Source organism: Flavobacteriales bacterium (genome assembly GCA_016704485.1).
Classification (GTDB): domain Bacteria; phylum Bacteroidota; class Bacteroidia; order Flavobacteriales_F; family PHOS-HE28; genus PHOS-HE28.
Genome location: JADJAA010000002.1, coordinates 136,842 through 163,416, shown reverse-complemented (window position 1 = coordinate 163,416; position 26,575 = coordinate 136,842). Strand labels below are relative to the sequence as shown.

8 protein-coding genes are annotated in these 26,575 nt (G+C 50.0%); 6 read left to right on the top strand and 2 right to left on the bottom strand.

Going from position 1 to position 26,575, the window contains the following annotated elements:
- Positions 1–285: 285 nt before the first annotated feature.
- The 3 genes from IPF95_11870 to IPF95_11860 all read left to right on the top strand — a co-directional run bounded on the left by IPF95_11870 (position 286) and on the right by IPF95_11860 (position 9,649).
- Entirely contained in the window at positions 286–3,390 is a 3,105-nt protein-coding gene (locus IPF95_11870; GenBank protein MBK6475384.1) for a delta-60 repeat domain-containing protein, read from the top strand.
- 134 nt (positions 3,391–3,524) lie between these two features.
- Positions 3,525–5,093, top strand: a complete 1,569-nt coding sequence (locus IPF95_11865; GenBank protein MBK6475383.1) for a T9SS type A sorting domain-containing protein — start codon at positions 3,525–3,527, stop codon at positions 5,091–5,093.
- An 815-nt stretch (positions 5,094–5,908) separates the two neighbouring features.
- Entirely contained in the window at positions 5,909–9,649 is a 3,741-nt protein-coding gene (locus IPF95_11860; GenBank protein MBK6475382.1) for a delta-60 repeat domain-containing protein, read from the top strand.
- 117 nt (positions 9,650–9,766) lie between these two features.
- On the opposite strand, the gene IPF95_11855 is transcribed toward IPF95_11860, so the two are convergent.
- Complete coding sequence (locus tag IPF95_11855) at positions 9,767–10,036, bottom strand: hypothetical protein (GenBank protein MBK6475381.1); 270 nt, start codon at positions 10,034–10,036, stop codon at positions 9,767–9,769.
- Positions 10,033–10,569 (bottom strand): sigma-70 family RNA polymerase sigma factor, encoded by a 537-nt coding sequence (locus IPF95_11850; GenBank protein MBK6475380.1) that lies wholly within the window; start codon positions 10,567–10,569, stop codon positions 10,033–10,035. Before IPF95_11850 ends, IPF95_11855 begins: the two co-directional genes overlap by 4 nt.
- Positions 10,570–10,726: 157 nt before the next feature.
- Here IPF95_11850 and IPF95_11845 point away from each other — a divergent pair, with 157 nt between their 5' ends.
- The 3 genes from IPF95_11845 to IPF95_11835 are packed head-to-tail and all read left to right on the top strand — an operon-like array spanning position 10,727 to position 26,525.
- Complete coding sequence (locus IPF95_11845) at positions 10,727–23,407, top strand: HYR domain-containing protein (GenBank protein MBK6475379.1); 12,681 nt, start codon at positions 10,727–10,729, stop codon at positions 23,405–23,407.
- Positions 23,404–24,327: a type IX secretion system membrane protein PorP/SprF gene (locus IPF95_11840; GenBank protein ID MBK6475378.1), complete on the top strand. Its 924-nt coding sequence runs from the start codon at positions 23,404–23,406 to the stop codon at positions 24,325–24,327. The genes IPF95_11845 and IPF95_11840 overlap by 4 nt, the downstream gene beginning before the upstream one ends.
- Positions 24,327–26,525, top strand: coding sequence for an OmpA family protein (locus IPF95_11835; protein MBK6475377.1), 2,199 nt, complete (start codon positions 24,327–24,329; stop codon positions 26,523–26,525). Before IPF95_11840 ends, IPF95_11835 begins: the two co-directional genes overlap by 1 nt.
- Positions 26,526–26,575: the final 50 nt, after the last annotated feature.

Here is a 26,575-nt window from a genome sequence, read left to right as displayed (position 1 = left end):
TCGATCTGTACGCAGGTACCTTCATAAAAAAAACACATATTCCACACGCAAGTGTTATCCAAACACCAGTTGGAACAGCTGTTCTTGTTGAATGAACGAACACGCAATGATCGATCAGTAGCACACATGCGCAATTATGGATTCTATTAAAGTCGCATCCGAAATAACAGTAATACACGATCAATTGTTCATATCTCGATCCTGACACTTAAGTTTGCCGGAACTCTTGTGCTTTGCGCACCTCTTTAACTCCCGCCTTTGGACTGGCGGTCTAATTCTTGGACCATGACGATCTCTACCTGGTTTAAAGCTGTATTTCCTGCATTAGCCTTATCCATTTGTTCTATAGTTGCCTCTGCGCAGCCAGGGAGCTTGGATCTATCGTTTGACCCAGGGACAGGAGCGAACAATTCAGTCTTCGTTAGTAGGATCCAACCGGATGGAAAGATCTTGGTCGGAGGAAATTTAATCAATTTCAACGGTCAACCAGCTAACAATATTGTTCGTTTGAATGCAGATGGCAGCATAGATAACACGTTCATTCAGCAAGGAAGCGGATTCAATGGAGTTGTTCGTGATATTCAGTTGGACCCAGCGGGAACCATCATCGTTGCTGGAGATTTCACTTCCTATAATGGCACGACCAGATCCAGGCTTGCACGACTTAACGGTGACGGAACGCTGAATGGCTCCTTCATTCCGGTAACCATAAATAGCGCGGTGACCGACATCGCTATTCAAACGGATGGCAAGATCCTGATCAGTGGAATTTTCACTGCTATAGAAGGTGGGGCAATCGGTCGTATTGCACGACTGAACTCAAATGGTTCGCTGGATGCCGCTTTCACTATCGGATCCGGATTCAATGATCTGGTTACTTCATTAAAGATCCAAACCAATGAAAAGATCCTTGTTGGTGGCGAATTCACATCGTACAATGGCATTGCAGCAAATAGAATTACCCGGATCATGCCCGATGGGTCATTGGACAGTGATTTTGATATAGGTACTGGACCAAATGGAATAGTGAGGGCGGTATTGTTCCAACCGGACCACAAAATTGTCCTAGCTGGAAATATTACGGAGATGAATGGGAATTCGATCAATGGTATTTGCCGCTTAATGGAGGATGGTTCCGTGGATATTGGGTTCAATGCAAGTGGCTCAGGGTTCAATTCGTCCGTAGCAAATCCAATGGACCTTGCTCAGCAAGCGGATGGTAAGATCCTATTAGGCGGAACGTTCGACACATTCAATGGAGTAGCTAGACCAGATCTGGCCCGCTTGGAGACAAATGGCTCTTTGGATCTTTCTTTCGGAAGTACCGATCAGTTCGGACTATCGATACCAGGGATCGCGGTACAACTGATGTCGATCTCGATCCAATCGGATGGAAAAGCTATATGTGCAGGTCTATTCACTTCCTTTGGAGGAGTGAGCCGTAATCGCATTTTACGGCTGAATGGCGATTGCGTACAATCCATTTGGTACACCGATGCGGACAATGACAGCTATGGAGACCCCAATGCGGTAATAATGGCATGCACACAGCCACCAGGTACAGCGGCCAATGGAGAAGATTGTGATGATAATGACCCCATAGTTGGTGCTCCAACTGATCTTTGGTACCCAGATACCGATGGCGACGGCTACGGCAACTTTAGTGGAGAGCTGTTCGCATGTATACAACCCGCAGGATTTGTTGTGGATAATACAGATTGCGATGATAACGATCCTTTGCACCATGAAATTCTGTTGTGGTATTTTGACGCGGACGGAGACGACTTTGGCGATCCAAACTCCTCTCAAGGCTTCTGCACACCAATTCCCGGGTATGTTCTGGACAACACCGATTGCGACGACTTCGACCCAATGGTAACAACAGGTACGGTCTGGTTCATTGATTCTGACGGTGACGGGTTCGGTAGCCCTGTGGGCGCTACGGTAGCATGCACAATGCCACCCGGATATGCACCGGACCCAACGGATTGTGATGATAATGACCCACTGATCCTTGGTGCGATCACCTACTACATGGATCAGGACGGAGATGGTTCAGGAGACCCGAACAACTCGATCTTGTCATGTTCGCCAGTGGCTGGTTACGTTACCAATGGCAATGATTGCAATGACAACGACCCCTTGGACATTACTGGCCCAACATGGTTCGCGGATACTGACTTCGATGGATTCGGAGACCCGAACGTTACACTCATTGCCTGTTCACAACCTGATGAATACGTTGCCAACAGTGATGACTGCAACGATAATGACCCATTCGTGAACCTTGGCCCGATCTGGTACCCGGACGCCGATGGTGATGGTTATGGTGCATCTTTTGGCGAAGTTTTCGCTTGTTCTCAACCTGTAGGGTTCACTGCTGATAACACGGACTGTGATGATAACGACCCATTGCACCATGAGATCCTGATGTGGTACAGCGATGCCGATGGAGATGGTTTCGGTGATCCCAATACGATGCAATTCTTCTGCACACCATTTGCCGGGTATGTGCTGGACAACACCGATTGCGATGATACTTCGGAGTTCATTTACATTGGTGCCTCTTGCGATGATCTTAACCCGAATACCGCAAATGATCTGATCGATGCCACATGTACATGTGTCGGAACAGTTTCTCCGACGGTCGTGATCGACGCTACGGTCTGGTTACAAGGTGCAGATAGAATTACCTCCTTAATGGGTGGCGAACTGGCCACTGGCGGTTACATTCCGTTGCTGGAACCATATACAGAAATTGGCTATGTTTTTAATGGTGGTGGTGGAGAAACAACAACCCTACAGCTGCTGAACCCCTCTCCAGGGAATGATGCACTAATGGCGGTGGACTGGATCGTGATGGAGATCAGGGAGGCGCTTTCTCCAACAACGGTGGTCAGTTCACGTGCCTATTTATTACAACGCAACGGGCATTTAAGAGAAGCCAACAGCATGGAACCTCCTACGTTCTCCATCGACCTTGGGTCATATTACATTTCCTTCTACCATCGGAATCATTTACGGTTCTATACCAGCAATGTATACCTTTTGGAAAATGGAACTTCCCTATCGATCGACCTGACCGTACCCGGACAAGCAATGACCGCACCTGAAGCATTAACTTTGGTCAATGGCAGATCTGCCATGTGGGCTGGAGATTGTCGTGCGAATGAAGATGTCAAATACACTGGTGGCGGGAATGACCGGGATATCATATTGACCCGCATCGGAGGAGTTGCACCGACCAACTCGGTGAGCGGGTATTTTCTTGAGGATGTGAACTTGGATGGTATTGTGCGATACACAGGTAGCAACAATGACCGGGATCTGATCCTCCAGAATATTGGTGGGATTGTTCCTACCAATGTTCGATACCCAGTGGCTCCATAGACCAAATGATCTTCTTTTCTGGTCGTGATCGGGGCAATTACCCCTGGCGCCGATCAAAAAACACCAAAAGGAGATCAGTAGGAAGGATCAACCCTTAGCAACAATTGGTGGCCTGTTCTCGTAAGCAGGCCATCATGAACCGCACGCTCCTCTTTCAGGTCACACTTTTGGCCTCACTTTCGCTTAATGGGCAAAGCCTGACCGTTGATCAATCGTTCGGGACTGATGGTACCGTTTTCCAATCGGAACCAGCATGGACATCAAGTGCAAGGCCGATCGAATTGATCACACTGGCAAACGGCAAACTCCTAGGATTTCTTGTTGCGGGCCAATATGAGGTCCTGGTGGAACGATTTCTGACCAACGGAGACCCGGATAGCACGTTTGCTGCGGGAGGTGTATTCACAAGCCAGATCAGCTCGGACCAAACTTTTCCGGTGGCCATGATCGTTAGACCAAATGGAAAGATCGTTGTGGTGGCACAAAAAAATACACCCAATGCTCTGCGCGAAGCAGTACTTATCCAATTGTTGGAGAATGGATCGCTGGACCCTTCGTTCGGTGATAATGGAATGATCAGGCATGGCCTGACCGGCACATTTTGGCTCAATGATGCAAAACTACAGGAGGATGGAAAGCTGATCGTGGTGGGTGGAGCCAACTCAATGATGGCACTCCGGTATACACGGGAAGGCCAGGTGGATAATTCATTCGGCGAAAATGGCATTGGGCTATTTTCCGATGGAGGTAATTGTCGCGCAACTTCGCTCGATATCGCAGCGAACGGTGACATTTTCCTCGGAGGATATAGATCAAGTGGACTTAATGCACTGGCATGGATACTCATGAAGTTAACCCCGAACGGTCAGAAGGATACGACATTTGCTGAGAATGGTGCTTTGACGCTCGACCAGATACCCGACACGAATTATTGGACCTATCGACAGGAGGCCGTGTCTGATATACACATAGAAGCAGATGGTTCCGTTATTGTGGCCGGTAGACTTGCATTTGTTGCGAACAGAGAACAATTTGCAGTGCGCAGAATATCTGCGACCGGTTCGATCATTGATACGTTCGGCGACAATGGACTGCTCCTTGTTGGAGCTCCGGTACAGCGCAGTGTTTCGAAACGCTTGATATTCGACCCTACCGGTCAGTACATTCTATGTGGCGTGGATTTCCAAAATAATTCCGGATATAGATTATTGATCTTACGGTTCGACATGAATGGCAATGTGATCGATCCCAGTCCGGATAATAGCGTATTTTCGTATCAACCACCGGCACACCCATCTCCAGATTGCGCAGGCACATTGGATCACCTTGGCAGATTGATCGTAATGACAGGCTATTACAGCAAACCGAACGGCAGATCATCCCTCACAGCTTTCCAAATGAACATAGTAACGAGCGTAATGGACGAAACCGATCTTGAACGCGCCAATTTCAATATCTGGCCGAATCCTACTACGGGACACATTACGTTTGAAGCGCAAAAAAACTTAGCACGGTTCACTTCCATAGAAGTCCTTGATGCTACGGGACGATTGGCAGGATCAACTGAGTACGGTACATCCATGAATGCTGGTTTGCGAAATGGGAATTTGGAATTGGCATCAGACCTTAAGAACGGTAACTATTTCATACGATTTACCTCCCCTGACCGCGTGATCACCAAGCAGATAATTCTTTCACGATAACGCTACTCTTGGCTTTCGACCTTCGGGACGCTTTCTTCAGGCTGATACTTATCCATAACTACTTCCTGATTGGATGAACGGATCGTTGAAAAGCGGTTTCTTGGGTATTATTTGTGCCTTGTGGCAATTATGGAGCAGCAGATCCGCGTTGAGAAAGAATACGGTTTCCTTCACCGTAGACGCTTTGCCTCTTGCTTCCGGTGATATGCGATGATATGCCTTCTTTCTTTACGCCCAGAATGGTCACGTAGCATCATACGATGCGTGTGCATTTCAGCGGCATCCTGAGCAACCGTCTCCATCTCGGCATTGTTCATCCAGCGCCATCATCGTCTTCAATAGATCTGTTGGTCAGATCCGTGTAAAAGTGGCCACAGATGATGTAAACCTTCACGGATCGCGCCTACCTGTTCGTCGGATATTATCTTGTTATGCTCCGCCAATACAACAACGCAAAGAGCGCTTGCAAGTATCGCTGTATTCTGCGACTCGGTATGATACTTCATCGAAAACACTTGCTTATGGAATTGATCTTTCCGGAACTGCGATGTATCGATCAAGACGCATCACACCATCCAACTTCAATTCAATTCAAATACCCATTTGCTCCAAGTGGACCAGAATTAAAGACGGTCATGATGGAATGGACGTTCAGAACATCCCGTATCCACAAGATATTGCAGAACCACACGCAAAATCATAGTGATACACGATCAATTCCTCATGTCTCGATCCCGTCCCTTAAATTTACCAGAACTCAAGTGCTCCACACCTCTTAACTCCCGCCTTTGGACAGGCGGTCAAATTCTTGGACCATGACCAACCCTACCTGGTTTAAAGGTTTATTTCCAGCGTTCGTCCTATTCTTCTGCTCGGCCTTTACCTTCGCGCAACCAGGGAGTTTAGACCTATCCTTTGACCCAGGGACTGGTGCCAATAGTTCGGTTCTCGCTACTGTGATCCAACCCGACGGAAAGGTCTTGGTAGGTGGAGACTTTACCATGTTCAACGGGCAATCGGTTAGCCGAATTGTTCGATTGAATACAGATGGCAGCATAGATAACACGTTCCTTCAGCAAGGAAGTGGATTCAATAATACGGTTTATGAAATTCAATTGGAGCCAGGTGGAACCATGATCGTTGCCGGAGCTTTCACGGCATATGATGGCACGAATAGATCTAGGCTTGCGCGGCTTAACGGTGACGGAAGTCTGGATGGGTCCTTCATTCCAGGAACAATAAACAATTCCGTGTCCGTGATCGCCATTCAACCGGATGGTAAGATCCTGATCGGTGGAAACTTCAATAATGTCGCGGGAAGCCCGATCGGTCGTTTAGCTCGACTGAATACAGATGGATCGCTGGACGCTCCATTCAGTACCGGAGCAGGGTTCAATAATTTGGTAGCCTCCATAGAGATCCAACCCAATGGAAGGATCCTTGTTGGTGGCGCATTCACCTCGTTCAATGGCGTCACGGAGAATAGGATCACTAGGATAATGCCCGATGGTTCATTGGATAGCGGATTTAACCCTGGTACTGGAGCGAATGACATCGTGAGCGCGATAGTGGTCCAACCCGACAATAAGATCGTCCTAGCCGGAAATTTCACGGTTATCAATGGTCCATCGATCAATGGTGTTTGCCGATTGATGGAGGACGGTACAGTGGATACTGGATTCAACAATGGTGGCAGTGGATTCACCTCGACAATACCAGTTCCCATGGACCTCGCACTTCAAGCAGATGGAAAGATCCTGCTCGGCGGAAGTTTCGATACGTTCAATGGCGTTGCTAGACCATACGTGGCCCGCTTGGAGACGAATGGCGATCTGGATCTTTCTTTCGGAAGTGCAGATCAGTTCGGCTTATGGGTCTTGTCGATCGCGATCCAACTGGATGGAAAAGCCATTTGCTCAGGTTTCTTTAGCTCCTACAACGGGGTGAACCGAAATGGCGTCGCTCGCCTGAACGGCGACTGTATATCATCCACTTGGTACGCCGATGCGGATAGTGACGGTTACGGAGACCCCAATACACCAACTGCTGCATGCACGCAGCCGCCAGGCACCGTTGCAAATGCAGATGATTGTGATGACACCAACCCGGCGATCGGTGTGGCTCCGATCTGGTTCGCGGATAATGATATGGACGGTTATGGCGACCCCAATGTGACCATACTTGGTTGCACTCAGCCGCCCAACGGGGTTTCCAACAGCAATGATTGTGATGACACGGATCCAGGGATCACGGAACTCATGTGGTTCCAGGATGAGGACGGTGATGGATTCGCTGGGATATACAATTCCATTTTCAGCTGTACGCAACCACCCGGATATTATGCAGTCCCTGATGATTGCGACGATGTGAACCCGTTGATCAACCCGAATACGATCTGGTACGTGGATGCTGATAGCGACGGTTTTGGCGACCCCTTGAATACCGTGATGGGTTGTACCACCCCACCCGGTGCCACTGCGAATAACACCGATTGCGATGATACGAACCCAGCGATCACAGAGCTTTCCTGGTACCCCGATCTGGACGTGGACGGTTTTGGGGATATGTTCGGGTTTCCGGTCGTTAACTGCGCTCAACCGCCCGGTTATTCCGCGACCGATGATGATTGTGATGATCTCAACCCGCAGTTGAATCCGAATACCATCTGGTACGCTGACCTTGATGGTGATCTCCACGGCGATCCGCTAAGCCCGGTCATGGCGTGCATGCAACCGCCCAATACTTCCATGGACAATTTAGATTGTGATGATACCGACCCTTTGGTATATGAGGTCTTGTGGTATATGGACTTTGACGGCGATGGGTATGGAGATCAATTCAATTTCATCATACAATGCGACCAGTTGTCCGGATATGTTGCGAATGATCAGGATTGTAACGACTTTGATCCTGCTGCAAATCCGGAGACCGTTTGGTTCTCAGACCTGGATGGCGATGGCTACGGTGACGCGAATAACACCGTTACCGGATGCTTTCAACCTCCTAATTCAACAACCAATAACACGGATTGCGACGATACGAACCCAGCAATAACTGAGATCGTATGGTATGAGGATCTCGACGTTGATGGTTACGGAAGCCAATTCGGGTTCACGATAACAAGTTGCACTCAACCTATTGGCTACGTTGATACGAATGACGACTGTAATGACTTCGACCCGAGTGTGAATCCTGCTACGATCTGGTTCGCGGATCTTGATGGGGACGGATACGGTGATGCTTCGAATACAGTGACCGGATGTTTACAACCACCCAATACTTCAGCAAATAATACAGACTGTGATGATACCGACCCACAGATCACGGAGATCGTGTGGTACGAGGACATTGATGGAGACGGATACGGCGCACTTTTCGGGTTAACAATGATCAGCTGCACACAACCAATTGGTTTCGCGGCGACGCAGGATGACTGCAATGATTTCGACCCGCTCCTCAATCCTGCAACGGTATGGTTCGCCGACATGGATGGCGATGGATATGGTGATGCTGCCATTACGATCACAGGCTGTTTGCAACCACCGAACTCCTCAGCGAACAGTATTGATTGTGACGATACCGATCCATTCATAAACGCAACGCAATGGTATGCGGATAACGACGGTGATGGCTACGGCAGCTTCCCGCTTCCTGAATTGGGTTGCCCACAACCGCCCAACTCCAGTGCCGAAAGCACTGACTGCATGGACAATGATCCGGCCATTTACCTAGGTGCGCCATGCGATGATCTTGACCCATCGACCAGTAACGATATCATTGATGGTACATGTACGTGTGTCGGAACGCCAAGTTCTGCCATACTGTTAAGTCCGATCGTGTGGTTACAAGGAGCCGACAGGGGAACGACCCTTATGAGCGGAGATCTGTTCGCCGCAAATCATATCCCGTTACAGGAACCTTATTCTGCTTTGGGTTATCCGTTCGTTGGCGGAGGTGGTGAAACGGTCACCCTTGGCGATTTGGATCCGAACCCGGGAATTTCTGAGGATATGGCCGTGGATTGGGTGGTAGTGGAATTACGCGACGTTGCTGGAACTACGGTGATCGAATCGAGAGCAGGGATCTTGCGACGGAATGGAGCCGTGCACAAACCCAACTCTTTGGACCCATTGGAATTCACATCGCCACCGGGATCATATCGCGTTACGATCAGGCATCGCAATCACTTACCCGCGATCTCTGCTTTGCCGATCGCGCTAAATGCGTCAACGACACTTGTGGATTTGACCAATGGTTCGGTTGCTCTTTATGGTATTGAACCCATGAAAACAGTTAGTGGAAAAACGATGCTTTGGGCTGGTGACGTGAGCCGTGATGGGCATGTGGTCTATACCGGACCAGACGGCGACAGGGATCTGATCCTCTTACTGATCGGTGGCGTTGTACCTACCAATACGGTACTTGGCTACCATAGTGAGGATGTGAATATGGATGGTGTAGTGAAGTATACACTGCTTAACAACGACCGGGATATCATTCTCGAGAATATTGGAGGTATTGTACCAACCAATCAGCGACATCAGCAGATGCCTTAGAGGTACTGATACCATAGGGAACTTATCCAGGAAAGCCACTTGTGTTGGTCAATACTGGGATACTATGGCCCAGGGATCACCTATTGGACTTTCGCAAGGAATGTCCGGATCATGGTCTTAATCGGTATCCGTTTCAAATTGCTCGGTTGTATCAGAATCTTCACTCTGCTCTGAGTCGTTCGCTCGTTCGCTTAGAATATAGGCTAACATTACGATCACCAGTAATACCAAGAACGCCTTCGGGTCCTTATAGATCGGCTTCTTATGCAGCAGTTGCTGCGCCTTTTGATAGTTATGGATCAATTTCTTGGGGTCGCGATATTTTGCGATCTCAGCTTCAGTCGGCTCCTTATGGCCCTTAGGTGATATGTGATAGCGCTGCTTCATGCGCGTTGAACAAGGTACGTTCGTAATGTGGTCAATACACGATGAGTGCGCATCTTAGCTGCATCCTCACCAATACCGAGCACATCACCCATTTCTGCAAAACTCAGTCCGTCCATAAAGCGTAGTTCGATCAGTCGCGCCTTCTCAGCATTCAGTCTACCCAGCGCTAAAGCCAAGGGTTGCATCCGCTCATCCTCACTAGGAAGACCGACCACATCCGAGAGGCCTTTTGCCTCGAGAAAACTGATGTTGACGACCACTTCCTTCCGCTTCCGCCAATGCATGCGTAATTCATTTAGCGCTATCCGATAGAGCCATGCGCGAAATGGCGTCCCGCGGGCTTCGTACTTCGGTAATGCGAGCATCGCCTTGAGAAAAGTCTGCTGGGTAAGGTCTGCAGTGAGTTCATGATCCGTGGCTCGCCGGAGAATGAATCGGAAGATATCACTGAAATAACGCTGATATAACGGCGTAAATCGTCGACTATCCCCTTGCGCGGCCTGTATTTCTGCGATCTCATGTTGGGGATCCATTTACTCGGGTTGAACTCCTGAATGCGCGTTACCCGATAAAGTAACGCACGCGAAAGGGGGAATGTATCATTTCGTCGAAACCATTTGGCCGTTCGTCCGTTAAAAGCGATAGTTCACATTGGGCGCATTTCGCCCATTTGAGCTAAAAAGTCAACGAATGCCCATCAATTCAAGACAAATTCATGCGATCGGTCGCGGTGCGATCCTTGTCCTGTTCTTGGTCCTTTCGGGTCATGTACTTGTTGCTCAGTCCTATACATGGGCGTGGGCACAAGGCATCAATGGCAACAATGAAGATGTAGTGACCGGTGTGGCTAACGACAATGCCTCGGGTGCGATATACGCTGCTGGATATACCAAGAGCTCTGGGGCGATCACAGGTACGGCAGGTACCGTATCTGGTGGGCAGGATGCATTCTTGATCAAATACACTACGAGCGGCTCCCTAGCATGGAGCTTCACTCCAAGCGGCAATGGAACGAGCCAAGCCACGGGTATAGCTGTGGACGCTAACGGAAACAGCTACGTCACCGGTTGGTATAAGAATTCGATCGATCTCCACGGACTATCGGCGACCGGATCCGGCGTCCTGATCGGAAACGGAGATCTCAACTGGTTCATTGCATCCTATGCATCAGATGGTACTCTGCGCTGGTGTTCTCAAGTTGGAGGCCCAAACGACGACACCCCATCTAGTATCGCTGTGTCCAATGATGCTGTCTATGTACTGGGTACGATCAAAGGACGCATCACTACTCCGTACGGATCAGTATCCAATAGCCTACCAACTGGCAAATACAACCTCGTTCTCGTAAAATACAGTTTAAACGGCAGTGGACAATGGTTGGTCTCCGGAGGATCCAATGATGATGAATCAGCCCACAGTGTTGCTACTGACGAAGACCAGGTTTATGTGGCATTCAGAACCAAGAATACCGATCATAAATGGTACGGCCCCAGCGGCAATACCCTCGTAAGTTCTTCTGCGTTGGACAATTGGGATCTAAGGGTGAGTGCATTCACGGCAACAGGATCGCATAGCTGGATCGTTGCTGTTAATGAAAGTGAAGATTCATATGCAGGCCCAGCAAGCCTTGCTACCGGTTGTGGTGCGGTCTATCTCACATCGAGCACACACGCGCCCACCAGTTTCCCAGGAGTAGGTAATGTGAACACAGGCACGCATGATCTTTTCTTCCTCGGCCGCCTCTCCCGTGCGAATGGTCAGTTCGAATGGGTAACCACCGGTACAACAACAGCTGACACACATACCATCGGCGGCAGAGATATCGCGATCGGTCAGAACGGAATTATTCATGTGTCGGGAACGTACAAGAACGACCTTACCATCGGGAACCAAACTGTTACTTCCACGTCAAGTAAGCTACAGCCATACGTTGCAAGTTTCCGCCCTACGAGTGCGTGCATTGGGATCGCTGGCCTGGTCAGTTCCAGGGATGCAGCAGGCGTTTGTATCACAGCAGATCAGCAAGGTGATATAGCCCTAGGAGGATACTATCAACAAAACCTATCAGTCGGTGCGGCCTCGCTATCAGGAGCTCCTGACGATCCGAATGGATTCGTGCTAAAAAGTTCATTCTCTGCGCCAGCAGCATACGACCAAACGGTATGGACCGCCCCAGCAACGATGTGTTCCAATTCGGCATCTTTGAACCTCAATTCACTGCTCACACCTTACCAGAGTGGTGGGGCGATCGGATATACCAGTTATAGTTCAGTTTCTAGCCCTGCAGGTGCCCAGGGTATGGTCACCGGTAGTTATGCGACGTTCAATTCGGTGGGTAGTTATGTCACTATGGATCTTGGTGTCACCGTACCAGCTGGGGGGATCATTAGGATGCTTTGGAAGTCCGCCGGTGGTGCTGCAACAGCAACGGTACTTGCCGGAACCATCGACCCTCCGACCAACGCCCAAAGCTCGTTCACCACCTCATCCACATCGGATGTGTACAGTACTATCCAGCTCACTAACGCCGCTCGCTATTTGCGGCTCACTAGGGCTTCAGGCAGCAGCACTTTCTATGTGGATGGAGTGTACTACGAATTCGGCAATGACCTCAGTGGCACGTGGTCCGGGACCGGGGTTACCGGAAACACCTTCAACCCTACGGGGCTGTCCGGGCCAATGGACATTACCTACACGGTCGGAACAGCTCCGTGTGCAACGGCCACAACTAATTCGATCAACGTCCAAGCCGCACCCGTCGGAGGTACGATCAGCTCATCAGTCGTGGGCCCACATTGCCCCGGCAATAACTCAGGAACGCTCACCCTGTCCGGATACTCTGGGGACGTTCTTGCATGGATCAGTAGTACGGACGGATTTGTGACCAGCACGACCATAACGAACACAACGAATACACTTTCCTTCGCAAACCTCACAATGACCAGACAATATCGGGTCCGCGTAGGAGTGACGAATTGCGGAACCGCGATAAGTACGACATACACTGTTCTGGTCAATGACAATGTGCCCCCAGTGATCACAACCTGCCCACCGGCCCAGACCATTGTAGTTGGCACCACTTGTCAGGCATCCATCCCAGACCTCATTCCGAATGCCGTCGGCACGGATAATTGCTCAACTTCTTTGGTCTGGTCGCAATCGCCTGCAGTGGGCACGGTCGTAAGTAAAGGGACCCACGTGGTCATCGTCAAGGCAAGCGATGCAGCAGGGAACACTACGTCTTGCAATGTAACCATCACGGCTGTGGATAATACAGCTCCTGTGATGAGCGGCTGCCCAACGAATGTCACGCTGAATGCTGCTCCAGGTCAGTGTAGTGCTACTTATAACTTTGCAACTCCTACAGCTACGGATAATTGCGGAGCGGTCCTCAGTACGAGTGTCATCACTAATGTGGATGGCACTGCTGGTTCAGGTCCTGGATTAGGTAACGTGTACCGAGTTGGGGTTACAACGCGGACATTCACGTTCACTGATCAGTCCGGAAATGCGAGCACCTGTTCTTTTACGATCACCGTTGTCGACAACCAGAACCCTACCGTTACCAATTGTCTGACCAGTTTCAGCACGCCTACGGACCTAGGTAGTTGCGGGGCGAATGTTTCCTATTCCGTGCCTGTATTCTCAGATAATTGTTTGTTCAGAGTGGACCGTACCCAAGGCCCTGCGAGCGGAGACTTCTTCCCGGTTGGAACTACTCAGGTAACCTATGTGGCAACAGACAGCTCGAGCCGAACGATGAGTTGCACATTCAATGTGACCGTTCAAGACCTACAAGCACCTTTGATCAGCGGATGTCCGAGCAATATCTCAATTCAAGCGCCGCTCGCTAGTACCGGGACTACGGTCAACTGGATCGCTCCGAACGTAGCTGATAATTGCGGTGTCGTATCCTTGGTCCAAACAACAGGTCAAGCACCAGGATCATTCTTCACAGTCGGTGATCATACAATAGACTACTTGGCAACCGACGTCAACGGTAATTCTTCAGTGTGTACGTTCACTGTGACCGTGATCAGCAACGACGCACCGACCATCACATGTCCTTCGAACGAGGTCCTATACAGTACAGCCGCTTCTTGTTCACTGATGTTCACGTATGCCACTCCCTTGGTCAGCGACGACCAATCCCTGCCAGCCGGTCAACCAGTGCAGATCGACGGTAGCGGATATACGAGTGGTTCCGGGTTCCCATTAGGTACAACAGTTCAACTATGGCGTGTTACTGACAGCGATGCGAACAGCACGACCTGTTCGTTCACAGTTCAGGTGATCGACACGATAAAACCAACATTCACGAATTGCCCAAACAGTGTTGTATTGAACTCAGACGCGGATCAATGCGGAGCAGTGCACAACTACGGTTTCCCGGCTGCTACGGACAACTGTGCTGGACCAATTGTAAGAGTACGTACTGCGGGGCTGGCTTCTGGATCTCTGTTCCCAGTAGGTACAACACTCGTGCGTTTCCGCGCTACGGACAGCTCTGGAAATTTCAGCATTTGCACATTCACCGTAACTGTTGTAGACAACCAAGCACCCACGCTTACGGACTGCCCTACTGACATGAACGTAAGTGCTGATGCCAACACGTGCGGCGCACTGGTCACATTCGACTCTCCGACCTTTTCTGACAATTGCACAGTTACGCTATCGCAAACCGGTCCCGTGAGCGGAAGTGTTTTTCCAATAGGCGATACGCCTGTGCAATTCATTGCGACTGACGCTGCAGGGCATACGGCCACGTGTAGTATCAATGTGCACGTAGAGGACACAAGTTCACCGACATTCACCTATTGCCCAGGAACCATAACGGCAACATCCGACATTGGATCATGCGGTGCGATCGTGAATTACACACCTCCTGAGGCATCCGACAATTGCACGCTCGTCCTGAGCGTTCCACCAGCGGTGTCGAGCGGGTCTTTCTTCCCTGTCGGAACAACAATGGTCACGTACACAGCATCGGATGGGATCAACCCAACGGTAGAATGTTCCTTCACTGTCGAGGTTTCTGACAACCAGGATCCCGCTATCATTGACATGCCGAATAACATCGATGTGACTACCGACCCCAATGGTTGCGGCGCAACGGTAACATGGGTAGAACCCACGGCCAATGACAACTGTAGCGCTGCACTTGTCGCTGACCATGTTAGTGGAGATGTATTCCCTATCGGCAGCACGGTCGTCACATATACCGCGGACGATGGATCTAACACAACATCGGAATCGTTCCTTATCACGGTAACGGATCTTGAAATTCCATCCATTAGCTGTTCTATTGATGTGGAACTCATAATGGATGCCACATACTGTAATGTACTCATGCCGGTTGCAATGGCTATCGCCACGGGTAACTGTTCCATCGATTCCATTTGGCAGACCTCAGGACCGATCGCAGGTGATACGTTGGTCATGCCCGGTTCACCCTATACTATTGGCTGGTCTGCGGTAGATATTAATGGCAATGTCAACTCATGCACACATTCGATAACGGTGCTTGACGTTGACCCACCTACCATATCTTCTTCGCTATACGACAATATCGAATATTTCCTTGATGCCAACTGTCAGCTTGCGTTCCCCGATCTGCGTGACTCTGTTACTGTCAGCGATTGCAGCACATGGACGAATAACATGTTGCCATTGGCGGGTACCATTTTCACACAGGACACAGTGATCCAAATGACCATGGAGATCAACGACCTCCATGGCAACCAGATCGATCATGACATTTTAGTCTGGATCCGTGACAGCATTGCACCCGTGATCACTTGTCCGAGCACAGTGAATGTCATTGCCCCCCCTGGAGATTGCACGGCTATTGCCACGTTCAATGCAACAGCAATTGATAATTGTGGAGGAAGTGTAAGTATTGCATACAGCCATGCTCCGGGTAGTGTATTCAACATTGCATCAACCACTGTTACCGCAACCGCTACCATTGGTGTACTAACTGCAACTTGTGATTTTCAGGTCAACGTGATCCCGGCGACAGTGGATCTGGTCTATGACGTCGCAACCATCTGTACGAATGCTTTCGCCATATCCCCTATTACTGCTAGTCCGATCGGCGGAGTCTTTTCCGACGCGACCCAAGCAGGTACCATTGATCCCACTACAGGTCTATTTGATCCGAGCAATGCTACCCCTGGACTACATCCACTGCGCTATGAATTCATTTCGGGAGGTTGTGCGGTGCAGGAATCATTCATCATCGAGGTGATCTCTAGCCCTGACCCAGGAACCAATGGCACGCTCTCCATCTGTGCTAGCTCATCGGATGTATCACTATTCGATCACTTAGGTGGTAGCCCTCAGGCCGGAGGTAGTTGGTCCGGACCAAGCGTAGTAATAAACGGCCGATATGATCCGGCAACCATGATACCGGGAGATTACCTATACACCGTATCCGGAACAGCACCGTGCGGAGATCAAAGTGCAATGGTATCCGTCACCGAAATAGCGAACCCAGTGACGCCGACCATTACCGGACCAACCTTTTTTTGTGCAGGATCCAGCATAACCCTGACCAGTAGCAGCGTTACAGGCAACGTATGGAGTCCTGGAAACGAAACCACACAGAGCATAACGGTGAATGCAGCAGGAACCTATTCCGTAACCGTTACCACGAATGGATGCTCGACAACAAGCGCTGATAAGGTGATCACAGAGAGACCTCTTCCAAATACGCCAACGATCAGTGGACCGAATACGTTCTGCACTGGCTCATCAACAATGCTGACAAGTAGCAGTGTGCTCGGTAATTCTTGGAACCAATTTGGAGAAACCTCACAGACTTTTACTGTATGGGCCTCCGGGATATACTATGTTGTTGTTACTGCAAATGAATGTCAAGCAAGAAGTGCGGACTTTGAAGTTACGGAAATTCCAACTACCAGCAACACCACAACGGTGAGTGAGTGCGACAGCTACACCTGGAGCGTCGATGGACAGGCATACACCACCAGCGGCACCTACTCAAACACCGTTGGATGCCATACCGAGGTCCTTGAACTGACCATCACTCCAAGCACCAGCAGCACCACTACTATCACAGCGTGCGATACTTACACCTGGAGCATTGATGGACAGGCTTACACCACCAGTGGCACCTATACCAACACCGTTGGATGCCATACCGAGATCCTTGAACTGACCATTGTACCAAGTACCGGCAACACCACTACGATCACAGCGTGCGATACTTACACCTGGAGCATTGATGGACAGGCTTACACCACCAGTGGCACCTATACCAACACCGTTGGATGCCATACCGAGATCCTTGAACTGACCATTGTACCAAGTACCGGCAACACCACTACGATCACAGCGTGCGATACTTACACCTGGAGCATTGATGGACAGGCTTACACCACCAGTGGCACCTATACCAACACCGTTGGATGCCATACCGAGGTCCTTGAACTGACCATTACGCCAAGCACGAACAATACCACAACGGTAAGTGAGTGCGATAGCTACACATGGGCAGAGAACGGCCAGGTCTACACCGCCAGTGGAACATACTCCAATACTGTTGGGTGTGATACCGAGGTCCTTGAACTGACCATCACACCAAGCACCAGCAACACCACTACGATCACAGCATGCGATACCTACACCTGGAGCATTGATGGACAGGCTTACACCACCAGTGGCACCTATACCAACACCGTTGGATGCCATACCGAGATCCTTGAACTGGCCATTACGCCAAGCACGAACAATACCACAACGGTAAGTGAGTGCGATAGCTACACATGGGCAGAGAACGGCCAGGTCTACACCGCGAGTGGAACATACTCCAATACTGTTGGGTGTGATACCGAGGTCCTTGAACTGACCATCACTCCAAGCACCAGCAGCACCACTACGATCACAGCGTGCGATACTTACACATGGAGCGTGGATGGATTGGCTTACACCACCAGTGGCACCTATACCAACACCGTTGGATGCCATACCGAGATCCTTGAACTGACCATTGTACCAAGTACCGGCAACACCACTACAATCACAGCGTGCGATACTTACACATGGAGCGTGGATGGATTGGCATACACCACCACCGGCACCTATTCCAATACCGCTGGATGCCATACCGAGATCCTTGAACTGACCATCACACCAAGTACCAGCAACACCACAACGGTGAGTGAGTGCGACAGCTACACCTGGAGCGTCGATGGACAGGCATACACCACCAGTGGCACCTATTCCAATACCGTTGGATGCCATACCGAGATCCTTGAACTGACCATTGTACCAAGTACCGGCAACACCACTACGATCACAGCGTGCGATACTTACACCTGGAGCATTGATGGACAGGCTTACACCACCAGTGGCACCTATACCAACACCGTTGGATGCCATACCGAGATCCTTGAACTGACCATTGTACCAAGTACCGGCAACACCACTACGATCACAGCGTGCGATACTTACACATGGAGCGTGGATGGATTGGCTTACACCACCAGTGGCACCTATACCAACACCGTTGGATGCCATACCGAGATCCTTGAACTGACCATTGTACCAAGTACCGGCAACACCACTACGATCACAGCGTGCGATACTTACACCTGGAGCATTGATGGACAGGCTTACACCACCAGTGGCACCTATACCAACACCGTTGGATGCCATACCGAGATCCTTGAACTGGCCATTACGCCAAGCACGAACAATACCACAACGGTAAGTGAGTGCGATAGCTACACATGGGCAGAGAACGGCCAGGTCTACACCGCCAGTGGAACATACTCCAATACTGTTGGGTGTGATACCGAGGTCTTGGTACTGACCATCACACCAAGCACCAGCAACACCACTACGATCACAGCATGCGATACCTACACCTGGAGCATTGATGGACAGGCTTACACCACCAGTGGCACCTATACCAACACCGTTGGATGCCATACCGAGATCCTTGAACTGACCATTGTACCAAGTACCGGCAACACCACTACAATCACAGCGTGCGATACTTACACATGGAGCGTGGATGGATTGGCATACACCACCAGTGGCACCTATACCAACACCGTTGGATGCCATACCGAGATCCTTGAACTGACCATCACGCCAAGCACCAGCAACACCACAACGGTAAGTGAGTGCGATAGCTACACATGGGCAGAGAACGGCCAGGTCTACACCGCCAGTGGAACATACTCCAATACTGTTGGGTGTGATACCGAGGTCTTGATACTGACCATCACGCCAAGCACGAACAACACAACCACGGTAAGTGAGTGTGATAGCTACACCTGGCCTGAGAACGGAACAACCTACACTGCGAGTGGAACCTATACAAGCGTGACAGGTTGCGCTACGGAAACCTTGGTGTTGACCATTGGTTCCAGTACGAACAACACAACCAATGTGTCTGAGTGCGATAGCTACATATGGCCTGAGAACGGAACAACCTACACTGCGAGTGGAACCTATACAAGCGTGACAGGTTGCGCTACGGAAACCTTGGTGTTGACCATTGGTTCCAGTACGAACAACACAACCAATGTGTCTGAGTGCGATAGCTACATATGGCCTGAGAACGGAACAACCTACACTGCGAGTGGAACCTATACAAGCGTGACAGGTTGCGCTACGGAAACCTTGGTGTTGACCATTGGTTCCAGTACGAACAACACAACCAATGTGTCTGAGTGCGATAGCTACATATGGCCTGAGAACGGAACAACCTACACTGCGAGTGGAACCTATACAAGCGTGACAGGTTGCGCTACGGAAACCTTGGTGTTGACCATTGGTTCCAGTACGAACAACACAACCAATGTGTCTGAGTGCGATAGCTACATATGGCCTGAGAACGGAACAACCTACACTGCGAGTGGAAACTACACCAGCGTAAGCGGTTGCGCTACGGAGACCTTGGTGTTGACTATAACACCAAGCACGAACAACACAACCACGGTAAGTGAGTGTGATAGCTACACCTGGCCTGAGAACGGAACAACCTACACGCAGAGTGGAACCTATACAAGCGTGACAGGTTGCGCTATGGAGACCTTGGTATTGACCATTGGTTCCAGTACGAACAACACAACCAATGTGTCTGAGTGCGATAGCTACACATGGCCTGAGAACGGAACAACCTACACTGCGAGTGGAACCTATACAAGCGTGACAGGTTGCGCTACCGAGACCTTGGTACTGACCATCACGCCAAGCACCAGCAACACCACAACGGTAAGTGAGTGTGATAGCTACACCTGGCCTGAGAACGGAACAATCTACACGCAGAGTGGAACCTACACCAACGTAAGCGGTTGCACGATTGAGACCTTGGTTTTGACCATCACGCCAAGCACGAACAATACCACAACGGAATCGGCCTGTGATTCGTTCACATGGAGCATCAACGGTACCACCTACACACAAAGTGGTATATACACCAGCGTGAACGATTGCGCTACCGAGACCTTGGTACTGACCATCACGCCAAGCACCAGCAACACCACAACGGTAAGTGAGTGCGATAGCTACACATGGGCAGAGAACGGCCAGGTCTACACCGCCAGTGGAACATACTCCAATACTGTTGGGTGTGATACCGAGGTCTTGATACTGACCATCACGCCAAGCACGAACAATACCACAACGGTAAGTGAGTGCGATAGCTACATCTGGGCAGAGAACGGAACAATCTACACGCAGAGTGGAACCTACACCAACGTAAGCGGTTGCACGATTGAGACCTTGGTTTTGACCATCACGCCAAGCACGAACAATACCACAACGGAATCGGCCTGTGATTCGTTCACATGGAGCATCAACGGTACCACCTACACACAAAGTGGTACATACACCAGCGTGAACGATTGCGCTACCGAGACCTTGGTACTGACCATCACGCCAAGCACCAGCAACACCACAACGGTAAGTGAGTGCGATAGCTACACATGGGCAGAGAACGGCCAGGTCTACACCGCCAGTGGAACATACTCCAATACTGTTGGGTGTGATACCGAGGTCTTGATACTGACCATCACGCCAAGCACGAACAATACCACAACGGTAAGTGAGTGCGATAGCTACATCTGGGCAGAGAACGGAACAATCTACACGCAGAGTGGAACCTACACCAACGTAAGCGGTTGCACGATTGAGACCTTGGTTTTGACCATCACGCCAAGCACGAACAATACCACAACGGAATCGGCCTGTGATTCGTTCACATGGAGCATCAACGGTACCACCTACACACAAAGTGGTATATACACCAGCGTGAACGATTGCGCTACCGAGACCTTGGTACTGACCATCACGCCAAGCACCAGCAACACCACAACGGTAAGTGAGTGCGATAGCTACACATGGGCAGAGAACGGCCAGGTCTACACCGCCAGTGGAACATACTCCAATACTGTTGGGTGTGATACCGAGGTCTTGATACTGACCATCACGCCAAGCACGAACAATACCACAACGGTAAGTGAGTGCGATAGCTACATCTGGGCAGAGAACGGAACAATCTACACGCAGAGTGGAACCTACACCAACGTAAGCGGTTGCACGATTGAGACCTTGGTTTTGACCATCACGCCAAGCACGAACAATACCACAACGGAATCGGCCTGTGATTCGTTCACATGGAGCATCAACGGTACCACCTACACACAAAGTGGTATATACACCAGCGTGAACGATTGCGCTACCGAGACCTTGGTACTGACCATCACGCCAAGCACCAGCAACACCACAACGGTAAGTGAGTGCGATAGCTACACATGGGCAGAGAACGGCCAGGTCTACACCGCCAGTGGAACATACTCCAATACTGTTGGGTGTGATACCGAGGTCTTGATACTGACCATCACGCCAAGCACGAACAATACCACAACGGTAAGTGAGTGCGATAGCTACATCTGGGCAGAGAACGGAACAATCTACACGCAGAGTGGAACCTACACCAACGTAAGCGGTTGCACGATTGAGACCTTGGTTTTGACCATCACGCCAAGCACGAACAATACCACAACGGAATCGGCCTGTGATTCGTTCACATGGAGCATCAACGGTACCACCTACACACAAAGTGGTACATACACCAGCGTGAACGATTGCGCTACCGAGACCTTGGTACTCACCGTCACAACGCAGGCTACAGCAGAATTCAATTACGCACAGTCCATCTATTGCTTTGGTGAAATGCCACCAACGCCATCTACAGTATCCACTGGCACATTCTCATCCATTGAGAGTGGTCTGATCATTGACCCGACCACAGGTGAGATCAATATTCAGGGAAGCACACCTGGCACGTATCAGGTGCTCCATACGACCGACGGAATATGCAATGACATAGATACCGCAACAATTACGATCATCCGTCAATTGAATGCTAGCTGGACGCTGCCGTTATCCGTCTGCCAAGGGGCAGCTGCGATCACCCTACAATCCTATGTTACAGGCGATGCGAATGGTACATGGTCCGGGTCTGGGATGAATGGAGCCGAATTCAACCCAACGGCAAGTGGGACGCATGAACTCACCTATACTGTTGAAGAACAAGGTTGCAGTGCAAGTTCTACGCTGGAATACATTGTGCTGGGCATCGTACAAGCCAATGCTGGCCCTGACTCTGCCGTCTGCGGCAACTCCTACCAATTGGATGCGAATAATTCATCATTCGGTCATTGGATCGTTCCAAGTAACATCTCGGCCTCCTCAGCTACATCACCGAATGCCGTTATTATCACAAGTCAATCCGGTACGTATGCGCTGATCTGGTCTATGGATAATGGGTCTTGTTCAGACACCGATACGATCAACATTACATTCATGGATCCAGGAACTTCGATCTGGGTCGATGCTGGACCTGACCAGAACCTCGAAGTGCTCGATCACACTGAGGTGAACGGACAAGGGACCAGTGGTGCAACATTCGAGTGGAGCGTTCTTTCCGGAGCTGGTTACATCCATACGCCTAACAGCAACAATTCACCGATAACAGACCTTGGAGTTGGCGATAACGTATTCATTCTGACCGCTAGCATAGGTATATGCGCAACGATGCAGGATACCTTGGTGATCCACGTGGACGACCTGTTCATTCCGCAAGCCATTTCGCCCAATGGCGATGGTGACAATGACCTATTCGTGGTCACCGGAATGGAAGCTTATCCGAACAGTTCGTTCACTGTTTTCAACCGTTGGGGACTGAAGGTCTACGAGAACAATGACTATGCCAACGAATGGGACGGCAGATCAAGAAATGGAATGGAATTGCCCAATGACACATATTTCTATGTATTGAACCTTTCCAACGACAAAGCGTATAATGGGTTCGTAATAATAAAGCGTTGAAATTCGTCCACATCATATTAGCTCTTACATCCTCCATTGGGGCCAGTATCGGTTTCGCTCAGCACACACCGCTGACAAGCCAGTACTTGTTCAATGGTCTAGTAATAAACCCTGCGTATGCTGGAAGTCGTGAGGCGCTGGCCTTGAACATTACCCATAGACAACAATGGGTCGGATTCGATGGAGCACCTACCACAGAACTTGCAAGCATCCATGCACCAATAAAAAAGACCAAGCTTGGTCTGGGTCTTATGATCTATTCGGACCGCATCGGTGTGAGCCGCGAATCAGGAATTTTCACCAATTATGCCTACCGCCTTAAATTCAGGAAAGCCAAACTATCATTGGGTATAGGGGCAGGGGTTACAATGGTCCGTTCCAACTGGGACCAATTGGCTCTACAACAACAAAATGACGTTTCCTTCATCGCTCCGACAACAAGCGCGTTGCGCCCGAACTTCAGCGCAGGGCTATTCTACTATACCAAACGATCGTTCGTAGGTCTTTCAGCGCCATTCCTTATGACCCACAGGTATGCATTAATGGAGAACGGTTTTCGTGTCAGTTCCGCAAAGGCGGATCTCGAACCAATGTTGACCGGCGGACATGTGTTCATTGTATCGAAAACCGTCAAGATCAAACCTTCCACACTCGTGCGTTATAGGCCCGAATCCGGAATACAAGCGGACTTGACCGCCAACATGATCTACAAGGACCGTGTCTGGGCAGGGCTGAGCTATCGAACAAGTGATGCGATAGTTGGCATGATCGAAGTTCTGCCTACTCAGCAGTGGCGTATCGGCTACTCGTATGATATGGGTACCAGCTCACTTACACGGTTTCATGCAGGCTCCCACGAAATTATGCTTCAGTACGAATTCGGATACCGCATCCGTATCCGTGATCCTCGATTCTTCTAATGCGCCGCTTGATCCATATCGCCCTACTCTGCGCCGCGTGGCTCCCGCTGCGCGCCCAGGAGATCTTTGAGATCTCCCGCGTGGATACGCGTGCACAAGAAGAGGACTACTCACCAGTTCTTCAGGACAGCGGTTTCGTAATGTGTTCCATACGGGAAAATGCCGGTGGCGCCGTAGGTTTTACTGACAGCAACACGAACTTACCGTTATCTGATCTATACTGGGTTCCATATAAGAACGGGACTGCTGGCACACCCGTGATATTCAGTGCGAACCTATCAACGCCCGTAAATGAGGGGCCTAGTGCTTTCAATGGCAGCGGCAATATGATCTGTTTCACGCGCAACTTGAACCTTCCCAAGAAACTATCCAATCTTCGGAATCTGCACGGTCAACTTGGTTTGTTCTTTTCCGATCTGGTCGATGGGAATTGGATCGGACCTAGCGAATTCGAATTCAACTCTACGAAGTATTCGGTAATGCATCCTGCGCTCTCCGTGGATGGACAACAACTGGTATTTGCCAGCGACATGGAGGGGGGCCATGGGGGAATGGACCTTTACCGTTGCGAACGATCCGGGAATTCTTGGAGTGAGCCTGTGAACCTAGGCCCAACGATCAACACGGAGATGAACGAGGTCTTCCCCTCAATTGACCGTGCTGGAATGCTCTATTTCTCCAGCGACCGATCGGGTGGTACTGGGCAACTCGATATCCTTTCCGCGCCACCGCGTGTTATAGGTTGGTCCAGCCCATCGTTCCTTCCCGCACCAGTGAACTCGGAAGCGAACGACTACTCCTACTCGAACGACCCACTCAGGTACTTTGCACTATTCAGCTCGAACAGGGATGGTAAGGACCGGATCTACCGAGCCAAAAAGACCATACCGAAATTCCGGGATTGCGTTGAACAGGAACTGAATAACTATTGCTATGCTGCACGCACCTACCCACGAGCAATTGCAGGACAATTACCCTTGGAACAAGTGTGGGACATGGGAGATGGTACCCGTATTCCAGGAAATGTTGCAGAGCATTGTTATAATAAACCAGGCAGATATACGGTTCGAATACTTTTGATCGACAAAGCCACAGGAGCCATTTTCCACGAGGTGAGCCAGAACGAACTAGTGATCGAGAGCCAAACACAAGCGTTCGTCACCGCCCCGGACACGGTCAGAACGGGCAGAACCTTAGCGCTCGATGCCGTATTCAGTAATGTGCCAGGTTCGGCGATCGCAGAATACCATTGGGACTTTGGAGATAGTTCATCAATAACGGGTAATAGGGTCCAGCATAAATTCGCGAAAGCAGGTGTTTATAACGTACGATTGGACCTTGTCATGGAACCACGTTCCGATGGTTTGATCACCAATAAGTGCAATGTAAAACGGATCGTTGTTCTGGACCGTTTCCGTGATTCCGAGGATATGGCCGTTGTAGCTACCTATCAGGATGCCACAGGTAATCAGCACATTTTTGAATTCCAGGAACTTCCGTTCGATCAAATGGACATGACCGCTATGGTTGCGGATGACGCAACTTTTACCGTAGAACTCTTTGCTAGCAAGAACAGGATAAGCTTGGATGACCCACGCTTCATCGAGATCCGTAAGCTGTACCGAGTTGTAGAACGATTCGATCCAGAACGTGCTGTTTATACCTATTCCGTTGGAGAAACAGACTCGATGGAAGAGCTTTATGAGATCTTCAAGAAGGTACGCGAACTTGAATTCATGGAGGCCGAGGTATTTGCGCTTACAGAAGAAAAACTGGTTGATATGTCGCAGTTACAATTGGCCTCACTTGATCAACTTGCACATACTAAACTGATCACCAATTCGATCCAGTTCGAATACGGTAGCTCGGCAATCGGCGAAGGATCCGAGGAAGTTCTGGTCGAGATCTCAGGATTGCTGCGTCAGCATCCACAATTGCAATTGATAATTGAAGCGCATACCGATAACATTGGCGGGGACCAATTCAATATTGAACTTTCCCAAGAACGTGCCACTTCAGTGGTCAACTACCTTGTTGGAAATGACATATCCAACGAACGATTAATGCCGATCGGGCATGGTGAGAACCAGCCCATTGCATCCAACAAGTCGGAGAAAGGCCGCAGTCAGAATAGACGCGTTGAGTTCCGCATGGTAGTAAGGGGTCAAGAACAAGCTACCGCTACGCCTGGACACTGATCGGGTATTCTACTTTGGACTAGATCGCGTTACCACTACTTTCGTAGACG